This window comes from Streptomyces sp. ISL-100 (assembly GCF_018614615.1).
Classification (GTDB): Bacteria; Actinomycetota; Actinomycetes; order Streptomycetales; family Streptomycetaceae; genus Streptomyces.
In genome coordinates this window covers 78,436-95,260 of the sequence record NZ_JAGGOK010000046.1, presented here as the reverse complement: position 1 = coordinate 95,260, position 16,825 = coordinate 78,436, and the positions used below count along the sequence as shown (strand labels likewise).

At 71.0% G+C, this 16,825-nt stretch carries 14 protein-coding genes; 5 read left to right on the top strand and 9 right to left on the bottom strand.

Features of this window, described 5'->3' with window-relative positions:
- Nucleotides 1-54 precede the first annotated feature (54 nt).
- The 3 genes from J7E89_RS20865 to J7E89_RS20855 form a co-directional block, all read right to left on the bottom strand.
- Nucleotides 55-2,148, bottom strand: a complete 2,094-nt coding sequence (locus J7E89_RS20865; protein ID WP_214975730.1) for a SpoIIE family protein phosphatase — start codon at nt 2,146-2,148, stop codon at nt 55-57.
- 183 nt (nt 2,149-2,331) lie between these two features.
- Nucleotides 2,332-4,515: a cation-translocating P-type ATPase gene (locus J7E89_RS20860; RefSeq protein WP_214975728.1), complete on the bottom strand. Its 2,184-nt coding sequence runs from the start codon at nt 4,513-4,515 to the stop codon at nt 2,332-2,334.
- Between the two features lie 2 nt (nt 4,516-4,517).
- Nucleotides 4,518-4,829, bottom strand: coding sequence for a DUF1490 family protein (locus tag J7E89_RS20855; RefSeq protein WP_214975726.1), 312 nt, complete (start codon nt 4,827-4,829; stop codon nt 4,518-4,520).
- Nucleotides 4,830-5,011: 182 nt separating this feature from the next.
- On the opposite strand from J7E89_RS20855, the gene J7E89_RS20850 reads away from it, so the two are divergent.
- The 4 genes from J7E89_RS20850 to J7E89_RS20835 all read left to right on the top strand — a co-directional run bounded on the left by J7E89_RS20850 (nt 5,012) and on the right by J7E89_RS20835 (nt 8,368).
- Nucleotides 5,012-5,836 (top strand): YndJ family protein, encoded by an 825-nt coding sequence (locus tag J7E89_RS20850; RefSeq protein WP_214975724.1) that lies wholly within the window; start codon nt 5,012-5,014, stop codon nt 5,834-5,836.
- 41 nt (nt 5,837-5,877) lie between these two features.
- On the top strand, nt 5,878-6,402 hold the full coding sequence (locus tag J7E89_RS20845; protein WP_214975722.1) for a DUF1990 family protein: 525 nt from the start codon (nt 5,878-5,880) through the stop codon (nt 6,400-6,402).
- An 8-nt stretch (nt 6,403-6,410) separates the two neighbouring features.
- Nucleotides 6,411-7,832, top strand: coding sequence for a lipase maturation factor family protein (locus J7E89_RS20840; protein WP_214975721.1), 1,422 nt, complete (start codon nt 6,411-6,413; stop codon nt 7,830-7,832).
- A 62-nt stretch (nt 7,833-7,894) separates the two neighbouring features.
- Complete coding sequence (locus J7E89_RS20835; RefSeq protein ID WP_214975719.1) at nt 7,895-8,368, top strand: hypothetical protein; 474 nt, start codon at nt 7,895-7,897, stop codon at nt 8,366-8,368.
- A 158-nt stretch (nt 8,369-8,526) separates the two neighbouring features.
- Here the strand turns inward: J7E89_RS20835 and J7E89_RS20830 are convergent, their stop codons facing one another.
- The 5 genes from J7E89_RS20830 to J7E89_RS20810 all read right to left on the bottom strand — a co-directional run bounded on the left by J7E89_RS20830 (nt 8,527) and on the right by J7E89_RS20810 (nt 14,010).
- Entirely contained in the window at nt 8,527-8,712 is a 186-nt protein-coding gene (locus J7E89_RS20830) for a hypothetical protein (protein WP_214975786.1), read from the bottom strand.
- 378 nt (nt 8,713-9,090) lie between these two features.
- Entirely contained in the window at nt 9,091-10,584 is a 1,494-nt protein-coding gene (locus J7E89_RS20825; protein WP_374196845.1) for an SDR family NAD(P)-dependent oxidoreductase, read from the bottom strand.
- Between the two features lie 236 nt (nt 10,585-10,820).
- On the bottom strand, nt 10,821-12,038 hold the full coding sequence (glgC, locus tag J7E89_RS20820; RefSeq protein ID WP_214975717.1) for a glucose-1-phosphate adenylyltransferase: 1,218 nt from the start codon (nt 12,036-12,038) through the stop codon (nt 10,821-10,823).
- A gap of 19 nt (nt 12,039-12,057) precedes the next feature.
- Complete coding sequence (gene glgA, locus J7E89_RS20815) at nt 12,058-13,227, bottom strand: glycogen synthase (RefSeq protein WP_214975715.1); 1,170 nt, start codon at nt 13,225-13,227, stop codon at nt 12,058-12,060.
- Between the two features lie 33 nt (nt 13,228-13,260).
- Entirely contained in the window at nt 13,261-14,010 is a 750-nt protein-coding gene (locus tag J7E89_RS20810; protein WP_214975713.1) for a (2Fe-2S)-binding protein, read from the bottom strand.
- Nucleotides 14,011-14,205: 195 nt separating this feature from the next.
- Here J7E89_RS20810 and J7E89_RS20805 point away from each other — a divergent pair, with 195 nt between their 5' ends.
- Complete coding sequence (locus J7E89_RS20805) at nt 14,206-15,240, top strand: DMT family transporter (protein WP_214975711.1); 1,035 nt, start codon at nt 14,206-14,208, stop codon at nt 15,238-15,240.
- On the opposite strand, the gene J7E89_RS20800 is transcribed toward J7E89_RS20805, so the two are convergent.
- Nucleotides 15,210-16,586, bottom strand: coding sequence for a transglycosylase family protein (locus J7E89_RS20800; protein WP_214975709.1), 1,377 nt, complete (start codon nt 16,584-16,586; stop codon nt 15,210-15,212). The genes J7E89_RS20805 and J7E89_RS20800 overlap by 31 nt on opposite strands.
- Between the last annotated feature and the right edge of the window lie 239 nt (nt 16,587-16,825).

The window sequence follows — 16,825 nt, the reverse complement described above, 5'->3', positions numbered from 1 at the left end:
CGGTCAAGTACGTCCGCACCACGGACCGTTACCGAACGGTACGGTCAGGAGCGCTCAAAGCCGGTCGGGAACGACAAACTCGCACCACACGCACTTGCCGCTCCCCCGCGACTCCACGCCCCACACGTCAGCCAGCCGGTCCACCAGCATCAGCCCCCGCCCCGACACGCCCGCCTCCCCCGCGTCCCGGCGGCGCGGCAGCGCGCTGGATCGGTCCTCGACCTCGATCCGCAGCCGACGCTCCGCCCCGGCCAGCACGCGGGCGGTGATGACGGCCGCGCCGTCCGTGTGCATCAGCGCGTTCGTCATCAGCTCGTCGGCGGCCAGCTCGATCTCGTCCGCACGCTCCCGGGCGCCCCACGCCCGCACCGCCGCACGGACCATGTGCCGCGCCGAGCTGAGCGCCTCGGGATCGTTCTGCGCGACGTGCTGCTGGAGGCGCCCGCCGGTCTGCGGCACGTCCGCGCCCCCGCGGCGCAGGAGCAGCAGCGCCACATCGTCCTCGCCGCCCCGCTCGTCGACCACTTCGCAGAGCTTGTCGGCCAGCTGCTGGAGATCCCGCGGCCCGGTGCGGACGAGGGCGGAGAGCATCCGCATGCCGTCGTCGAGGTCGGCTCCCGGGAGCTCCACGAGCCCGTCGGTGCACAACAGCAGCGTCTGGCCGGGGTCGAGTTCGACCGTCGTGACCGGATATTCGAGCTGTCCGAACTCCGCGGAGAGGCCGAGCGGCATGCCACCGGCGGCGGGCAGTCTGCTGCAAGTGCCGTCGACGTGGCGCACGAGCGGGTCGATGTGCCCGGCCCGGACCAGCTGGACCACTCCGGTGGTCAGGTCGGTCTCGGCGTACGTACAGGTGGCGAAGCGGTCGGTGTCCAGCTCGTGCAGGAAGACGGAGGCGCGGGCCATCACCGTCGCGGGGGTGTGGCCCTCAGCGGCGTAGGCGCGCAGCACGATGCGCAGCTGTCCCATGACGGCGGCGGCGTGCGTGTCATGGCCCTGTACGTCGCCGATGACCGCGCCGACGCGTCCGTTGGGCAGCGGGATCACGTCGTACCAGTCGCCGCCGATGTCGCGGCCGAGGCGGGCCGAGCGGTAGCGGACGGCGATCTGCGCGCCGGGGACGGAGGGGATGCGGCGCGGCAGCATGGCCTGCTGAAGGCCTGCGGCCAAGTCCTTGTCCTGCTCGAAGAGCATGGCCCGCTGGAGGGACTGGGCAATGCTGCTGCCGAGCGCGATCAGCACGTTGCGTTCGTCGGAGGTGAACCCGATCCGGTCACCGTAGAGCAGACCGAGCGCGCCGACCGGCCTGGCCTGGGCGATGAGCGGCAGATAGGCGGCGGAGGTGATGCCGAGCCCCCGGATGTGCGGCCACAGGACCGGATAGGAATTGGCGAAGTCCTCCGGAGACTCGATGAAGCGCGGCGCGAGGGTACGGACCACCTCGCTCATCGGGTACTGCTCGTCGATCCGGGTGTAGCGGGTGCCGGGCACGAAGGAGCCGTCGGGGCCGTCGGCGACGAGATGGATGCGGCCCGCCTCGACCAGCCCCATCACGAGGCTGGTGGCCCCGAGGTTTTCCAGGCCCTGCGAGTCGTTGAGTACGTCGATGACGTCCTTGACGGTGCGCGCGTGAGCGAGGGCGGCGGTGGTGCCCTGGACCACGCTGATCCTGCGGCGCCGCTCCGCGTCGTGTTCGAGCCGGTCGGTGGAGTCGGCCAGCTCCTGGGTGGCGTCGCGGACGACGCCGATGATGCGGCGCGGCCTGCCGGTGGCGTCGCGGCGTACGCACCCTTGGGTGTGGGTCCAGCGCAGGGTGCCGTCGCGGCGGCGGATGCGGAAGTAGGCGCCGTACGTGACGCTGCCGTTCTTCAGCGCCTGGGAGACCAGGGCGTCGAGCCGGGCGCCCTCCGTGGGCGGCACGCGGGCTCCGAGGTCCCCCGGACGGCCGGAGTACTGGTCGGGGGGCGTGTCGAAAACGGCGAGAGCGGACGCGTCCATCCGCATGAGGCCGGTGTCGAGATCCCAGTCGAACCCGCCGAGGCCGAGCTCGGGCCCGTACACCTCGAAAAAGCAGCACGCCACACCCCCTTTCCGCTCCCAGCAGCGGCAGTACTCCGCCGCCTCGCCGCCCCCTGCGCCCGCGTCCATGGGGCCACGCTAGGCGCAGCGTGGGGCGCGCGCATGCGGGACAGGGCGGGACCTCGAACGCCGTTGAACATGGAAGCCATTTTCATATAGGATGGCGCTGAGCCACAGACCCCGGGGTGGGCAGTGGTCGCAGCCACGGCACTGTCCACCCCGGAAAGACGTGAGGTTCAGTCGCCCTGATCCTCACCGCACGCGGCGGGCCTCCAGGGGTGCGGCTCTCAGCCGTTCCTCGGTCTCCCGCGGCAGGTGCGGGGTGTGGTTGACCAGCCGGGCCGAGTTCCCGACGACGGCGATGCTGCTGGTGTTGTGCAGCAGCGCGGCGAGGACGGGGTTCATGGTTCCCCCGGCGCCGGCGAGCAGGCCGAGCAGGTTGACGCCGATGGCCAGGCCGTAGTTCTGGCGTACGACGCGCAGCGTGTGGCGGCTGAGTTCGACGACGGCGGCGACCTGCCGCAGGTCGTTCCCGGCGAGAGCGATGTCGGCTGTCTCCAGCGCCACGTGCGAGGAGTGCTCGCCCATGGTGATCCCGACATCGGCCAGGGCGAGGGCGGGTGCGTCGTTGGTGCCGTCGCCGACCATCGCCACCGTGTAGCCCTCGGCCTGAAGGTCGCGGATCAGCTGGAGCTTGCCCTCCGGGAGCGCATGCGCGTGCACTTCGGGGATGCCGAGTGCGTCGGCGACGACCTGCGCGGTCTCCGGCGCGTCCCCGGTGAGCAGCACCAGCCGCGACACACCGAGGTCCCGCAGCTGCCCGATGACGGTTTCGGCGCCGGCCCGTACGGCGTCGGACACGCCGAGCATGCCGATCAGGTCCTCGTCGTGGGCCAGACAGATGACAGTCTCGCCGCCACCCCTGAGCCGTTCGGTCCAGCCCTGTGCCTCGTCGGTCAGCTCGACGCCGTGCTGCCGCAGCAGAGCCGGGCTGCCGACCAGCAGGCGCGTACCGTCCAGCTCGGCCCGCATGCCCATCCCGAGAACGACCTCGCAGGCCTGGTGGATGGGAACGTGCAAATGCTGTTCCTCGGTACGGGCGACGATGGCCTGGGCGAGCGGATGCCGGGCGTGCAGTTCCCCGGACGCGGCCAGGCTGAGCACCTGGTCGGCGGTGAACCTGTCGCTGAGGGTGACCACGCTGGTGACCAGGGGTCGCCCGAAGGTCAGGGTGCCGGTCTTGTCGAACACGACGGCCGTGACCCTTCCGACGCCCTCCAGGTGCGTTCCGCCCTTGATGAGCGTTCCGCGGCGCGCTCCGTTGCCGATGGCGGCGCTGATGGCCGTAGGCGTGGCCAGACCGGCCGCACACGGGCAGGCGATCAGCAGCATGGTCATCGCGCGTCTCGCGTCGCGGGTGAAGACGTACGTGAGAGCGGCCAGCGCGAAGGACACGGGAACGAAGCGCTGGGTGAAGCGGGTGGCGACCGTCTGGATCGGCGCCCGGTCCGCCTGTGCCTCTTCGACGCGGCTGATGATCCTGCCGACTGTGGTGTCCGGCCCGACATAGGTGGCGCGGACGTGGAGCGAGCCGGAGGTGACGATGGTGCCGGCGTAGACGTGGGAGCCGGTACGGGCGTACACGGGAAGGGCCTCGCCGGTGACGGCGGCCTGGTCCACCAGGGCCTCGCCCGCGACGACGTGTCCGTCGACCGGGATCCGGTGGTGCTCGTACACGGAGACCACGTCGAACGGCTCGACGTCCTCGAGCGCGACCTCGACCTCGACTCCCTCCCGTACGAGCCAGACGCGCTCCTCGCCGATGGTGAGCAGCTCCTCGATGGCCCGGCGGGTGCGGCGCAGGGTCAGGGTCTGGAGGAACTCGCCGATGTTCAGGAGCCACAGCACGGTGAGGGCCACGGCGTTCTCGCGCAGCACCAGCGAGATGACCGTGGCGGCGGTGACGAGGGTGTCCGTCCCCGGAGAACTCCGGCCGCGCAGCGAGCGCAGGGCGCCCCGGAAGAAGGGCAGGCCGGTGAAGAGTGTGACCGCCCCGAGGAAGCCCGACGAACCGAGGGTCATCCGTGGTCTGCGCAGCAGGCGGCGCAGTGCCACGAGCGCGAGGACCGCGCCTCCGACGACCAGCCGTGCGACCTCGCCGGTGGACGAGTCAGGTACCGACCGGGTGGGCGTGGCCGGCGCGGACGCGGGCGGGGGTTCTTCCAGAGCGGCCACCAGACGCTCGACGTCCAGGCGGTCCGGCTCGACCCAGATCACGACGCTGCCGGTACGCGGGAAGATCCGCAGCGCACGGAAGCCGCTGATGCCGGTCAGGCGTTCGTCGACGAGTCCCGCACTGCCGGGGCGGGCTCGTACCCAGGGAACGGTCAGCCGCGCCCGGCCGGCGGCCACGGAGCACACGACCACGGCTGACATGGTCAGTGCTCGTGTCCGTGATCGTGGTTGTCAACCTTGACCGCCGAGGGCGGCGGGACCTCTTCGCCCAGGCTGGTCCGGGCCTCCGCGAGCATGTCCCCGGCCTTGAGCCGGGCCTCTTCGGCGGCCGAGGCGACCCAGCGGCCGGCGACGATGCTGTTCGCGATGCCGCCCACCAGGGCTTTGCGTGCGACGGGTTTCGCGTCGGGAAGGCGCTTGGACGCTCCTCGGATGATCAGACCGCCGACCACTCCGGAGACCGCATAGTGCGCGAGACGGCCGGCTGCGGCGCCGGCGAGAGCCAGGGGATGCATGAATGTCTCTCCTTCCGTCTGTGCCCGAGGGGCGCGCGACGGACCTCTCTTCAAGTCTGCGCCCGCCCGGCGGACCGCAGCCAACGGAAGCTTCCCGGGAACGGAGACTTGAACGCGTTCAACAGAAACCGTATGGTCATCGCGAGATTGATTTGAACACGTTCAACTCTGGGGGTTCCGCGATGTCCGTGCTGGTCAATCTGATCGTCATGCTCGGCATGCTCGTCGTCGTTCCCCTGGGACTGCGGCTCGTCCATTCGCCCGGGCTCAGCCGCATCCGTCGGCTGTGGCCGCTGCTCGCGGCGCCCGGGGCCGTCGCCCTGTGGCTGCCGCGCGGCGGGGTGGCGACCGCGCTCGCAGCGGTGTACGCCGCCGGAACGCTCGCTCTCGCACTGCATGCCCCGGCGCGGCTGGCCCGTACGCGTTCCCTCGCCCCGGCCGAGATCGCGGTGCTCACCGCCCTCGCGACGCCGTCGGTCGCCGGGCTCGCGCTGGTCGCCGAGCGCTCGGGGCACGAACTCTTCGGCTTCGACCTCGAAATACTGGCGCTCACAGTGCCGCACTTCCATTTCGCGGGCTTCGCCGCCGCGCTGGTCGCGGGGCTCGTCTGCCGGGTGTCCCCCGGCCGCCCCGCCGGGCGGTTCGCGGCGCTGAGTGTGCCGCTGGGCACGCTGCTGGTTCTCGCGGGGTACTTCATCGACGACTGGGCCGAACTCGCGGGAGCGCTCCTACTGACCGCCGGCATGTGGGCGGTGGCGCTGCTGACCTGGCAGGACGTACGGGGCGACGGGCACGACCGGACGACCCGCACCCTGCTCGCCGTCTCGGCCGCCGTCCTGGTCGCGACCATGCTGCTCGCCCTCAGCTGGGCGCTCGGCGAAGCGACCGGCATCCCGCACCCCAGCCTGACCTGGATGGCCGCCACCCACGGCCTCGGCAACGCCCTCGGCTTCGCGCTCTGCGCGCTGCTGGCCTGGCAACGACTGGAACGACCCGCACGACCCTGACGACCCGGACGACCCGGACGACTCGACAAGGAGACCACCGCATGAGCACCTTCACCTACCCCGAGGTCGGCGCCACCCGGCAGGACACCGACCTGCCCGCCGGTTACAACCACCTTCGCCACCGCGTGCCCGTAGGCGCGGGCCGCGCGGCCTTCGAATCTGCGGGCACGGCCGTGACCACCTGGCAGCTGCACCGGGCGTCGGGCGTACGGGTGCGGGCGGACGCGGCGCGGGCCGAGCCCGGCGTGGCCGTCGAAGTCTCGCTCGGCGCCGGGCCGCTGCGGCTAGCGGCACCCTGCGAGGTGGTCTGGACGGCGTACGAGAACGACAGGACCGGCTTCGCGTACGGGACGACCGGCCGGCACCCGGAGCGCGGCGAGGAGTCGTTCGTCGTGGAGCTCGCGGACGACGGGACGGTGTGGTTCACCGTCACCGCCTTCAGCCGCCCGGCCCGCTGGTACAGCCGGCTCGCCGGACCCGTCGTGCCCGCCTGCCAGCTCTGGTACGCCCGCCGGCTCGGCAGGACCCTGCGACGGATCGCCGCCGGAGCGCCCGTGCGCCGATAATGGGCGTAATGGAGTGGTTCACGGAGCCCGACTACTGGCTGAGCCGGCTGGTCTTCCAGCGGGGGCTGGCCGCCGTGTACCTGGTCGCCTTCCTCACGGCGGCGCTGCAGTTCCGTGCGCTCATCGGCTCCCGTGGCATCCTGCCGGTGCCCGCGTATCTGCGGCGGATGCCGTGGCGCGAGACTCCCACGCTCTTCCGGCTCCACTATTCGGACCGCTTCTTCGCGGGGTGCGCCTGGGCGGGCGCCGCGCTCGCGGCGGCGCTGGTCGCGGGCGCGGCCGATCAACTGCCGCTGTGGACCGCGATGCTGATGTGGGCGGCGCTGTGGGTCCTCTATCTCTCCATCGTCAATGTCGGGCAGACCTGGTACAGCTTCGGCTGGGAGTCCCTGCTTCTGGAGGCCGGATTCCTCGCCGTCTTTCTCGGCAATGAACGCACGGCGCCACCGGTGCTCGTGCTGTGGCTGCTGCGCTGGGTGCTGTTCCGGGTCGAGTTCGGCGCCGGGCTGATCAAGATCCGCGGCGACCGTTGCTGGCGGAAGCTGACCTGCCTGGACTTCCACCACGAGACGCAGCCGATGCCGGGCCCGCTGAGCTGGTTCTTCCACCACCTCCCGAAGCCCTTCCACCGAGTGGAGGTCGCGGCCAACCATGTGACCCAACTGCTGGTCCCCGTGCTGCTCTTCACGCCGCAGCCGGTCGCGGGAGCGGCGGCCGGCCTGATGATCCTGACGCAGCTGTGGCTGGTGCTCTCCGGCAACTTCGCCTGGCTGAACTGGCTGACGATCGTCCTGGCGGCGTCCGTGATCGACTTCTCGCCGTGGGTCACCGCGCCCGCCCTACCCGCTTCCCCGCTCTGGTACGAGGTGCTGGTCATCGCCGTCACCGCGCTGCTGCTCGCCCTCAGCTACCGGCCCGCGCGCAATCTGTTCTCGCGGCGCCAGGCGATGAACCGTTCTTACGATCCGCTCCATCTGGTCAACGCGTACGGCGCCTTCGGCAGCATCAGCCGGGTCCGCCAGGAGATCGTCGTCGAGGGTACGGACGAACCTGTGGTGCACCGGGGCACGGTGTGGCGCGCGTACGAGTTCAAGGGCAAACCCGGCGATCCGCGCAGGCTGCCGCGCCAGTTCGCGCCGTACCATCTGCGCCTCGACTGGATGATGTGGTTCGCGGCGCTCTCCCCCGCATACGCCTACTCCTGGTTCGACCCGTTCGTCGAGCGGCTGCTGACGGGTGACCCGGCGACGCTGCGGCTGCTGCGCGTCAACCCCTTCCCCGACGCCCCGCCCACGCATGTCCGGGCCCGGGTCTACCGCTACCGCTTCACCACCTGGCGCGAACTGCGGGACACCCATGCCTGGTGGCACCGCACGCTGGTCCGCGACTTCCGGCCGCCGATGGCTCTCGCCCGCAGAGCGTCGCCCTGACAGAATCAGCCGTTCATACGGATCGGCCGTTCATACGGAATGCGGGGAAGCGGGCGGGGACCATGACGGCGGAAACTTTCGAGGCGGCCACCGGTGACGGCCCCGCGCCCGCCGCGCCGGACGGGAAGCGGGCCGCCGAGGTGCGGGTCGCGTTCGAGGGGCTGATGCAGATCAGGCGCCTGACGAACACGGACACCGACGCGCCGGAGGCCGTCCCCGCGCCTTGGGAGATCAATCAGGTCGTACGTTCCGTGGCCCTGGCGCTGGAGGCGGCCGGCATCGCTACTTCCGCCGTCGACGCGGCCGGCGTGCGCACCACGACCGGCTACCGCGTCAGCGCGGGCGAGCGCCCGGGGACGGCTCGCGTGGAGTGGCTCGGCCCGCCGGGCAGCGGTGCCGCCCACGAGGAGCAGGAGGCCCTGACCGGGTGCGCCGCCGAGCTGGGCCGCCTCGGCTGGACGGCCCTGATGTACCGGGGTCCACGGCGGCGGCGCTTCCTGGAGGTCGAGCCTCCGGCGTCGGCCCGCCCGCGCTGAGAAACCGCCCGAGATCACCGTCCTGGTCCCGATGACCCTGAGAACTGACCCGCCGTATGGCGTACGTGGCCGGTACGGGCGCCGCGCTCTGAAAGTCGGCGTCCCCCTGCCGGACCGGGTCGGTCCGGCAGGGGGACGCCGACTCACTCAGAGTTCGCTCAGTCGATTCCTGGCAGGATGTGCGGCTCCGCCAGGTCCTCTTCGTACCCCGCCAGCCTGATGGGGGCGGAGCGGGACCACACTTCGAGGCTGCCCAGTTCGTCGGGCCTTCGGCGGCGGGCTTGGCCGGCCCGTTCGCCGCTTTCAGGGGACCGCTTGTCCTGCTTTGTCATCTCTGGCGTCACCGCGCACTCCTCTGTGTCGCGTAACCCGTCGGACGTATCGCCTCGGCCTTGGCAGGCGGCGACCGGGTCGCCCGGCGGGTCAGGAAAGTTAGGGCTGTTCGGTCGCGGTGGCGCCGTTTTACTCACATTGGAGTGGCCTTGGTGAGGCTGTCCGTGCCCACCAGAGTACCCATATGAGCGCGGTTCCGCTCGATGGTTTACGTCACCTTTCGGCCCACTGCCCTTCTTGCCCTGTTCAGCCGAAGGCCGCGCCCGCTTGATCTGCTCGCCGGCCGAGGCGGGCGGTGACGCTGTACTGGTGGCCGCAACGCACAAGTCCGGTGCGTAAGACCCCGGCTGGGGCGTCACGCACCGGACTGGTGAACGAGTGTCTGCTTCCTACCAGTTGGCGGGGGCGTAGTCCTTGAGGAAGACGCCGAAGAGGTCTTCGCCGTCCTCGCCGCGCACGATCGGGTCGTAGACGCGGGCCGCGCCGTCGATCAGGTCGAGCGGGGCGTGGAAGCCCTCCTCGGCGAGCCGCATCTTGTCCGGGTGCGGGCGCTCGTCGGTGATCCAGCCGGTGTCGACGGCGGTCATCAGGATGCCGTCGGACTCCAGCATTTCCTGGGCGCTGGTACGCGTGAGCATGTTCAGCGCGGCCTTGGCCATGTTGGTGTGCGGGTGGCCCGCGCCCTTGTAGCCGCGGCTGAAGACGCCTTCCATCGCGGAGACGTTCACGACGTACTTGCGCTTCGCGGCGGCCGCGGCCATCGCCGGACGCAGCCGGCTGATCAGGATGAACGGCGCAGTCGAGTTGCACAGCTGCACTTCGAGCAGCTCGACCGGGTCGACCTCGGAAACTGTCTGGATCCAGCTGTTCGTGTCGTCCAGGTCCGGTACGAGCCCGCCCGCGTCGATCGCCGTGCCCGCCTCGATCCTGGCGAGCGACGTCGAGCCCGTGACCAGCGCCAGGTCGGTGACCTGCTGGGCGGTGAGGCCCTCGGGGCGGGCCGTGGGCAGAGCGAGCTGAGCGCCGGAGCCGAAGGCGCCGATGACCTCGGCGGCCGGGAGCTCACCGGCCGGCAGCGGGGCGGACTCCGCGCCGATCAGCTCGCTGTACGCGCGCGGGGAGCGGCGTACGGTCTGAGCGGCGTTGTTGATCAGGATGTCGAGCGGGCCCTCGGCCGCGACCGAGTCGGCGAGCGCGACGACCTGGGCCGGGTCGCGCAGGTCGATGCCGACGATCTTGAGGCGGTTGATCCACTCGTCGCTGTCCGGCATCGCCTTGAAGCGGCGGATCGCGTCGTTCGGGAAGCGCGTGGTGATGGTGGTGTGCGCGCCGTCGCGCAGCAGCCGCAGCGCGATGTACATGCCGATCTTGGCGCGGCCGCCGGTGAGGAGGGCGCGCTTGCCGGTCAGGTCGGTGCGGGCGTCGCGGCGGGAACGGTTCTCGGCGGCGCAGGGCTGGCACAGCTGGTGGTAGAAGGCGTCGACCTCGACGTAACGGGTCTTGCAGATGTAGCAGGACCTGGGGCGCTGGAGTATGCCCGCGATCTCGGCGGTGGCCGAGGAGGACGGCAGGACGCCCTGCGTCTCGTCGTCGATGCGCTCGGCGGAGCCGGTGGCGGTGGCGTGGGTGACAGCCCTGTCGTGGGCGGTCTTCGCGGCGCGGCGCTCCTGGCGGCGGCGCTGCTTCACGGTGCGGTAGATGCCGGCGGTGGCGCGGCGTACGGCGATGGCGTCGGGGTGGTCGACGTCCAGCTTGTCGAGCTCGTCGAGCACGCTCAGGCAGACGGCCATGCGGTCGGGGTCGATGCCGGGGCCGAACGCCGGGGTGTCCTGGCCGTCCGGGATGTTGTCGTACGCCGCCGGACTGTCCTCTGTCATCGTCACTGCCGCTGCCGCTCCTCTGTGCCGTGTTGCTGATGCCTGTGTCCGGGCGGTATCCGGAATCGGCCGCCCGCACAAGTTTGCCACGCTGAAGGAGTGACTGGCTCCGACCGCTGCGCGGGGCCTCCCGCTCAGCGGCACCGTCCTGCCCCTCCGGCGTTTGAGGAGCGGGGTCTGGAGCGGAGCCCCAGTTCGGGAAGGGGCGGGGCGGGGAAAGGCCCCGCGCAGCGGCCGGACGGCTACGAGACCGGCTGGCCCTTGCCCAGGGCTATGACGCCATTCTTCGAGACCGTGTAGAGCTGCTCGTCACGCTCCGGGTTCACCCCGATCGTCGCCCCCGGCGGTACGTCGACGTTCTTGTCCAGGATCGAGCCCCGGACCACCGCTCCCCGGCCCACTCGCACGTTGTCGTGCAGCACAGACCCCTGCACCACCGCCCCCTCCTCCACCACCACCCCCGGCGAAAGCACAGACCGGGTGACCTGCCCCCCGATAACGCACCCCGCGCTGACGATCGACTCCCCCGCGATGCCGCCGGACACGAAACGGGCGGGGGGCAGCTGCCCGGGGTGGGTGTAGACCGGCCAGCGCCGGTTGTGCAGGCTGAACTGCGGCTGGGCGGAGATGAGGTCCATGTGGGCGCCGTAGTACGTGTCGAGCGTGCCGACATCGCGCCAGTAGCCGTGCTCACGCGCCGTCTCCCCCGGCACATGGTTGTCGTCGAAGTCGTAGACCTGCGCCACCCCGCTCTCGGTGAGCATGGGCAGGATCGAGCCACCCATGTCGTGCACCGAGCGCTCGTCCTCGGCATCCCGGTGCAGGGCGTCGATGAGCACCTTTGCGGTGAACATGTAGTTGCCCATGGAGGCGAAGACACGCCGAGGGTCCCCCGGCAGGCCCGGCGGGTCCGCGGGCTTCTCCAAGAACCGCTCGATCCTGGTCCCGTCGGACGCGGGCGTGATGACCCCGAAGGACGACGCCTCGGTTCGCGGAACGCGGATGCCGGCGACCGTGACACCCGCCCCGCTCTCGATGTGGCGTCGCAGCATCTGCCGGGGATCCATGCGGTAGACGTGGTCGGCCCCGAATACCGCGATGTAGTCGGGCTGCTCGTCGTGCACGAGGTTGAGGGACTGGAGGATCGCGTCGGCGCTCCCCAGATACCAGCGCGGCCCGAGCCGCTGCTGGGCCGGGACCGGGGTGACGTAATTGCCGAGCAGGCTGGACATCCGCCAGGTCGTCGTCACATGGCGGTCCAGCGAGTGCGACTTGTACTGCGTCAGTACGCAGTTGCGCAGGATGTCGCCGTTCACCAGGTTCGACAGGACGAAGTCGACGAGCCGGTACGTGCCGCCGAACGTCACCGCCGGTTTGGCCCGGTCGGCGGTCAGTGGCATCAGCCGCTTGCCCTCCCCGCCTGCCAGTACGATCCCGAGCACCGAAGGTCCACCACGCATCTGCGCCCCCTGCTCGTCGCTACTTGGACTTCAGAATCTCCTCGTACACCTGAACCGTGCGACGGGCCACGGCGTCCCAGCCGAACTCCCGCACCGCGCGCTCCCGTCCCGCCGCGCCCATCCGCATCGCGGTGCTCCGGTCATCGGTCAGCCGGTTGACCGCATCCGCCAGGCCCTCCTCGAAGGCCTCGGGATCCTGCTCTTCGTACGGTACGAGCAGCCCGGTGCCGCCGTGCTCGACGACCTCGGGGATGCCGCCGACCGCCGAGGCGACGACGGGCGTGCCGCACGCCATCGCCTCCAGGTTGACGATGCCGAGCGGCTCGTACACCGACGGACAGACGAACACCGAGGCGTGGGTGAGGAGTTGGATGACGTCCGGGCGCGGCAGCATGTGCGCGATCCAGTGCACCCCGTCGCGGGTGCCGCGCAGCTCGCTGACGAGCTCGCGGAACTCGCGCTCGATCGCCGGGGTGTCGGGAGCGCCGGCGCACAGGACGAGCTGCGTGGCCGGGTCCAGGCGGCGGGCCGCGCGGAGCAGATGGGGGACGCCCTTCTGCCGGGTGATCCGACCGACGAAGAGGGCGTACGGGCGCTCCTCGTCGATGCCGACGCGCTCCAGCACTTCCTTGTCCGGATCGGGCCGGTAGAGCGAGGTGTTGATGCCGTTGTGTACGACGCGCACGCGGTCGGGGTCGAGGGCCGGGTAGCTGCTCAGGATGTCGGCCCGCATGCCGTGCGAGACGGCGACGACCGCGTCGGCCGACTCGATCGCGGTGCGTTCGGCCCAGCTGGACAGGGCGTAGCCGCCGCCCAGTTGCTCGGCCTTCCAGGGGCGCAGAGGCTCCAGCGAGTGCGCGGTCATGACATGCGGAATGCCGTACAGCAGCTTCCCGATGTGGCCCGCGAGGCTGGTGTACCAGGTGTGGGAGTGGACCAGGTCGCACCCTTCGAGTGCGGCGGCCATCGACAGGTCGACGGAGAAGGCGCGCAAGGCTTCGTTGGCGCTTTCGAGTACGCCGTCGAAGCGGTGACCCCTGACACCCTTTTCGAGCGTGTCAGCGGCGCCCCAGCAGTGCACGTCGACGTCGGCGAGGGACCGTAACTCCCGGGCCAGGAATTCGACATGGACCCCGGCGCCGCCGTAGACGTCCGGCGGATACTCACGGGTGAGCAGTCCCACCTTCACCGCGGTCCTCCCGTCGTCACCCTCCCTTGATGGTCACTCAGATACGGGCTGTGCGGAAGACCGCTGCGGAGAGTGGTCGAATACGCAGTCGCCGCACAGGCCACCGGACGGGCAGCGGTAGTAGAGACAACAGCTGCGGCGGCGGAAGGCCGCGCCGTCCAGAGTGCCGGTGGGACGCAGGTCCGGGTGGCGGAAGAGCTCGGCGGTCAGCTCCAGGGCCCGCTCCCCCACCTCGGGGCGCCCGTTCTTCCCTGCCCAGGCGTGGAGCTCACGGGCAGCGCCGGCCAGCGCCGAACCCGCGTTGCCCCAGAGCAGCGGACGTGAGATCCGTCCGTCCCGGCGGAACGCGTCCGCGAGGGGCAGGAGATGACCGTACTGAACCACCTCGCGGATGCGGTCGGCGGTGGCGGGCAGCGGACGCGGCGGCGCCGCCAGCCACAGGTCGTGCGGCGACGTCAGGTCGGGGTTCCACCGCAGATCGTCCGGCGGGAGGTCGGGGAATTCGCCGTACAGCGCGGCCGGCCCCAGGGCGAGCGACCACAGCCGGGCGGCGAGTCCCAGATGCGCGATGGAGGCTGCGACTCTGCGCTCGGGGGCGCCGAGCCGGGCGGCGACCTTGTCGACGCGGAACGTCAGCGGGCCCAGGTCACCCGCGTAGATCCGCGCGAGCGGAACGTGAGCACCGGCACCGGCGTCCGCACCCGCACCCGCGTCGGGTGTCCGGGTGCGCAGCGCGAAGAATCCGCCCACCGATGCCACTTCTTCCCAGTCTGCGAGGTCCATGGTCGTGCCCCTTTCACCCGCGAAAGTCTCACATGGCGCTGTGCTGAGAGGCGGGGGTCCCTGTGTCCACCCGTGGGAGGGGGGAAGACCGCCGGGAGGAGGACCTCAGGGCTACTGCGTACTACGTCGGCAGTACGTCCGAATGCCTGCTCAAGGACGACGACGGGAAGGCTTTGAAGAGACATCGTGGAGTGCATGAGTGCTCTCGCGATGTCCGTGCTGCTGGCGCTGGTCTCCGCTGTCGCCTATGCGGCCGGGGCCATCGTCCAGGAGCGCGTCGCGTCCACCACCCCGACCCGCCCGTACGCCCCGCTGCGCCACGGCGCGTGGTGGGCGGCCGTCGCGCTCAACGGGCTCGGAGCGCTGCTGCATGTCGGGGCTCTGGCGTACGGGCCGCTGAGTCTGGTCCAGCCGCTGGGCGCGCTGACCATCGTGTTCGCGCTGCCGATGGCGGCTGTGTTCGTACGCCGAAGGGCGGGCGCGGCCGCCTGGCGCGGCGCGATCATGGCGTCGGCCGGGCTCGCGGGGCTGCTGTCGCTGACCGGCACGGCCGACGCACAGTCGCTGGGCGGCGGCGAGCGGCTGGCGCTGGGGCTGGTGACGTTCAGCGCGGTGGCGGTGGTGTTCCTCGTGGCGCAACGGGTGCACCGTGCCGTCGTACGCAGCATCCTGCTGGCGACGGCCGCGGGCGCCGCGTTCGGCATCGCTTCGGTGTTCACCAAGACGGTGGCTGTCGACTGGGCGTCGTCGGGCGGCCTCGGCGGACTGACGGGAACGACCGGACTGACAGGACAGCTGCCGAGCCTGCTGACGATCGCGGGGCTGGCGGCCGCGGGCATGATGCTCTCCCAGGCGTCGTACCGGGGCGCCGGCCTGGCGGCCCCGCTGGCCACGGTCACCGTGGTCAACCCGGTGGTCGCGGCCGCCGTGGGCATCACGCTCTTCGGCGAACACTTCAGGTACGGCGCGACGGGTACCGCTCTGGCGCTGGGCTGCGGGGTCGTCGCGGCAGGCGGGCTGATCCTGCTGACGACGGAGCGGCTCGGGGCGCACACCGAGCGGCAGCGGCGGCTGCCCGCCGTACCGCCGCCGGCGGCGACATCACCGGCGTCACCGGCGGCGCCTGCGCCGAAGGCACTGGCGCCCGCACCGGCAGTACTGGCAGGGGCGCTTGTTCCGGTCGGGCCGCAGGCACGGACTCAGATGGTGACGCCACCCGCCCTGAGGTAGGCCAGCGGATCGATGTCCGAACCGTAGCCGGGCCCGGTCCGCACCTCGAAGTGGAGGTGCGGGCCCGTGCTGTTGCCGGTGGAGCCCGAGCGGCCGATGCGCTGGCCGGCGCCCACTTTCTGGCCCTCGCGGACGGTGAGCGCCGACAGGTGCGCGTACTGGCTGTACTTGCCGTCGGCGTGCTGTACGACGACCTGGTAGCCGTACGCCCCGCCCCAGCCGGCCGAGACGACCCGGCCGGGAGCGACGGATTTCACGGCGGTGCCGGTGGGCACCGGGAAGTCGACACCGGTGTGGTAGCCCTTGGCCCAGGAGGAACCGGCCGCGCGGTAGGGCGTACTGGGGCCGGTCTCGACGGGGGCGGTGAGCGCCGGGGCCTTGCTCTCCTTCTTGGCAGGCTTGGTGACGGAGGCGCGCTCGGCTTCGGCCTTCGTGCCGGCTCCCCTTTCCGCCTTCCCCTTCCCCTTCCCCTTCCCGTCCTCCTTCGGCTTCCCGGCCTCCTTCGGCTTCCCGGCCTCCTTCGGCTTCCCGGCCTCCTTCGGCTTCCCGGCCTCCTTCGGCTTCTCCTTCGCCTTCGTGCCCGGCTCGGGTCTCTTCGCGGCGCCGTCCAGAGACAGCCGCTGCCCCGGAAGGATCAGGTCGGGGTCGCTGCCGACGACGTCGCGATTCGCGGTGTAGAGGCTCCGCCAACCGCCGCTCACGTCCTCGGCGTCCGCGATGGCGGAGAGGGTGTCGCCACTGGCCACGGTGTACGTGTTCGCAGCGCCGTTCGGCTTCGGCTTCGCCTTCCCCTTCTCCTGTGCCCTCCCCTTGCCCTTCGCTTCGCCCTTCTCCTTGCCCTTCTCCTGCGCCTTCGCCGGACCGGGATCCTTGGTACCGGGCCCGGCGGTGCCGGTCGAGGCCTTCTTGGACTGCGTCGCCGTCCTGGGGGCGGCCTTGGGCCCGGTGCTGACGTCCGGCGCGCCGCCACCCCGGGTCAGGCCGGCCCGTACGGAACACAGCGGCCAGGCCGTCGGCCCCTGTCCCTTGAGCACCTTCTCGGCCACGGCGATCTGCTGATCCTTTGTGGCAAGGTCGGCGCGCGCGGCGTACGCCGTGCCGCCGTACGCCTGCCAGGTGGACTGCTTGAACTGCAGCCCGCCGTAATAGCCGTTGCCCGTATTGATCTTCCAGTCGTTGGTCGACTCGCAGGCCGCGACCTTCTCCCAGACATCCACCGATGCGGCATCTGCCGGTCCTGAAGCGACCAGCGGCAGGGCTATCCCGGCTCCGCCGGCCGTGACCGTCAGCGATGCACGGTTGATACGGCTCGGCTGGTATCGGCGGTGTCGACCGGATGCGGCCATGGCTCGGTTCCCCCCACTTACGCGTCGGACACGTCGCAATCGGCAAAAGTACGGCCCTCCACGAGGCATGACAAGGGCACAAACGGCTAACTCTCCACTGCCGCTGGCATATTGACTTCCCTTCAATCGAATTTCCACCGGTCCGGGCCCGGCCGGAATGCGGAAGGGGCCGCGCGGCTTGAAGATCGGTGAACAGCCGGGTCCGTTGGTACGTATCCCTACGGACGCAGACACGGACA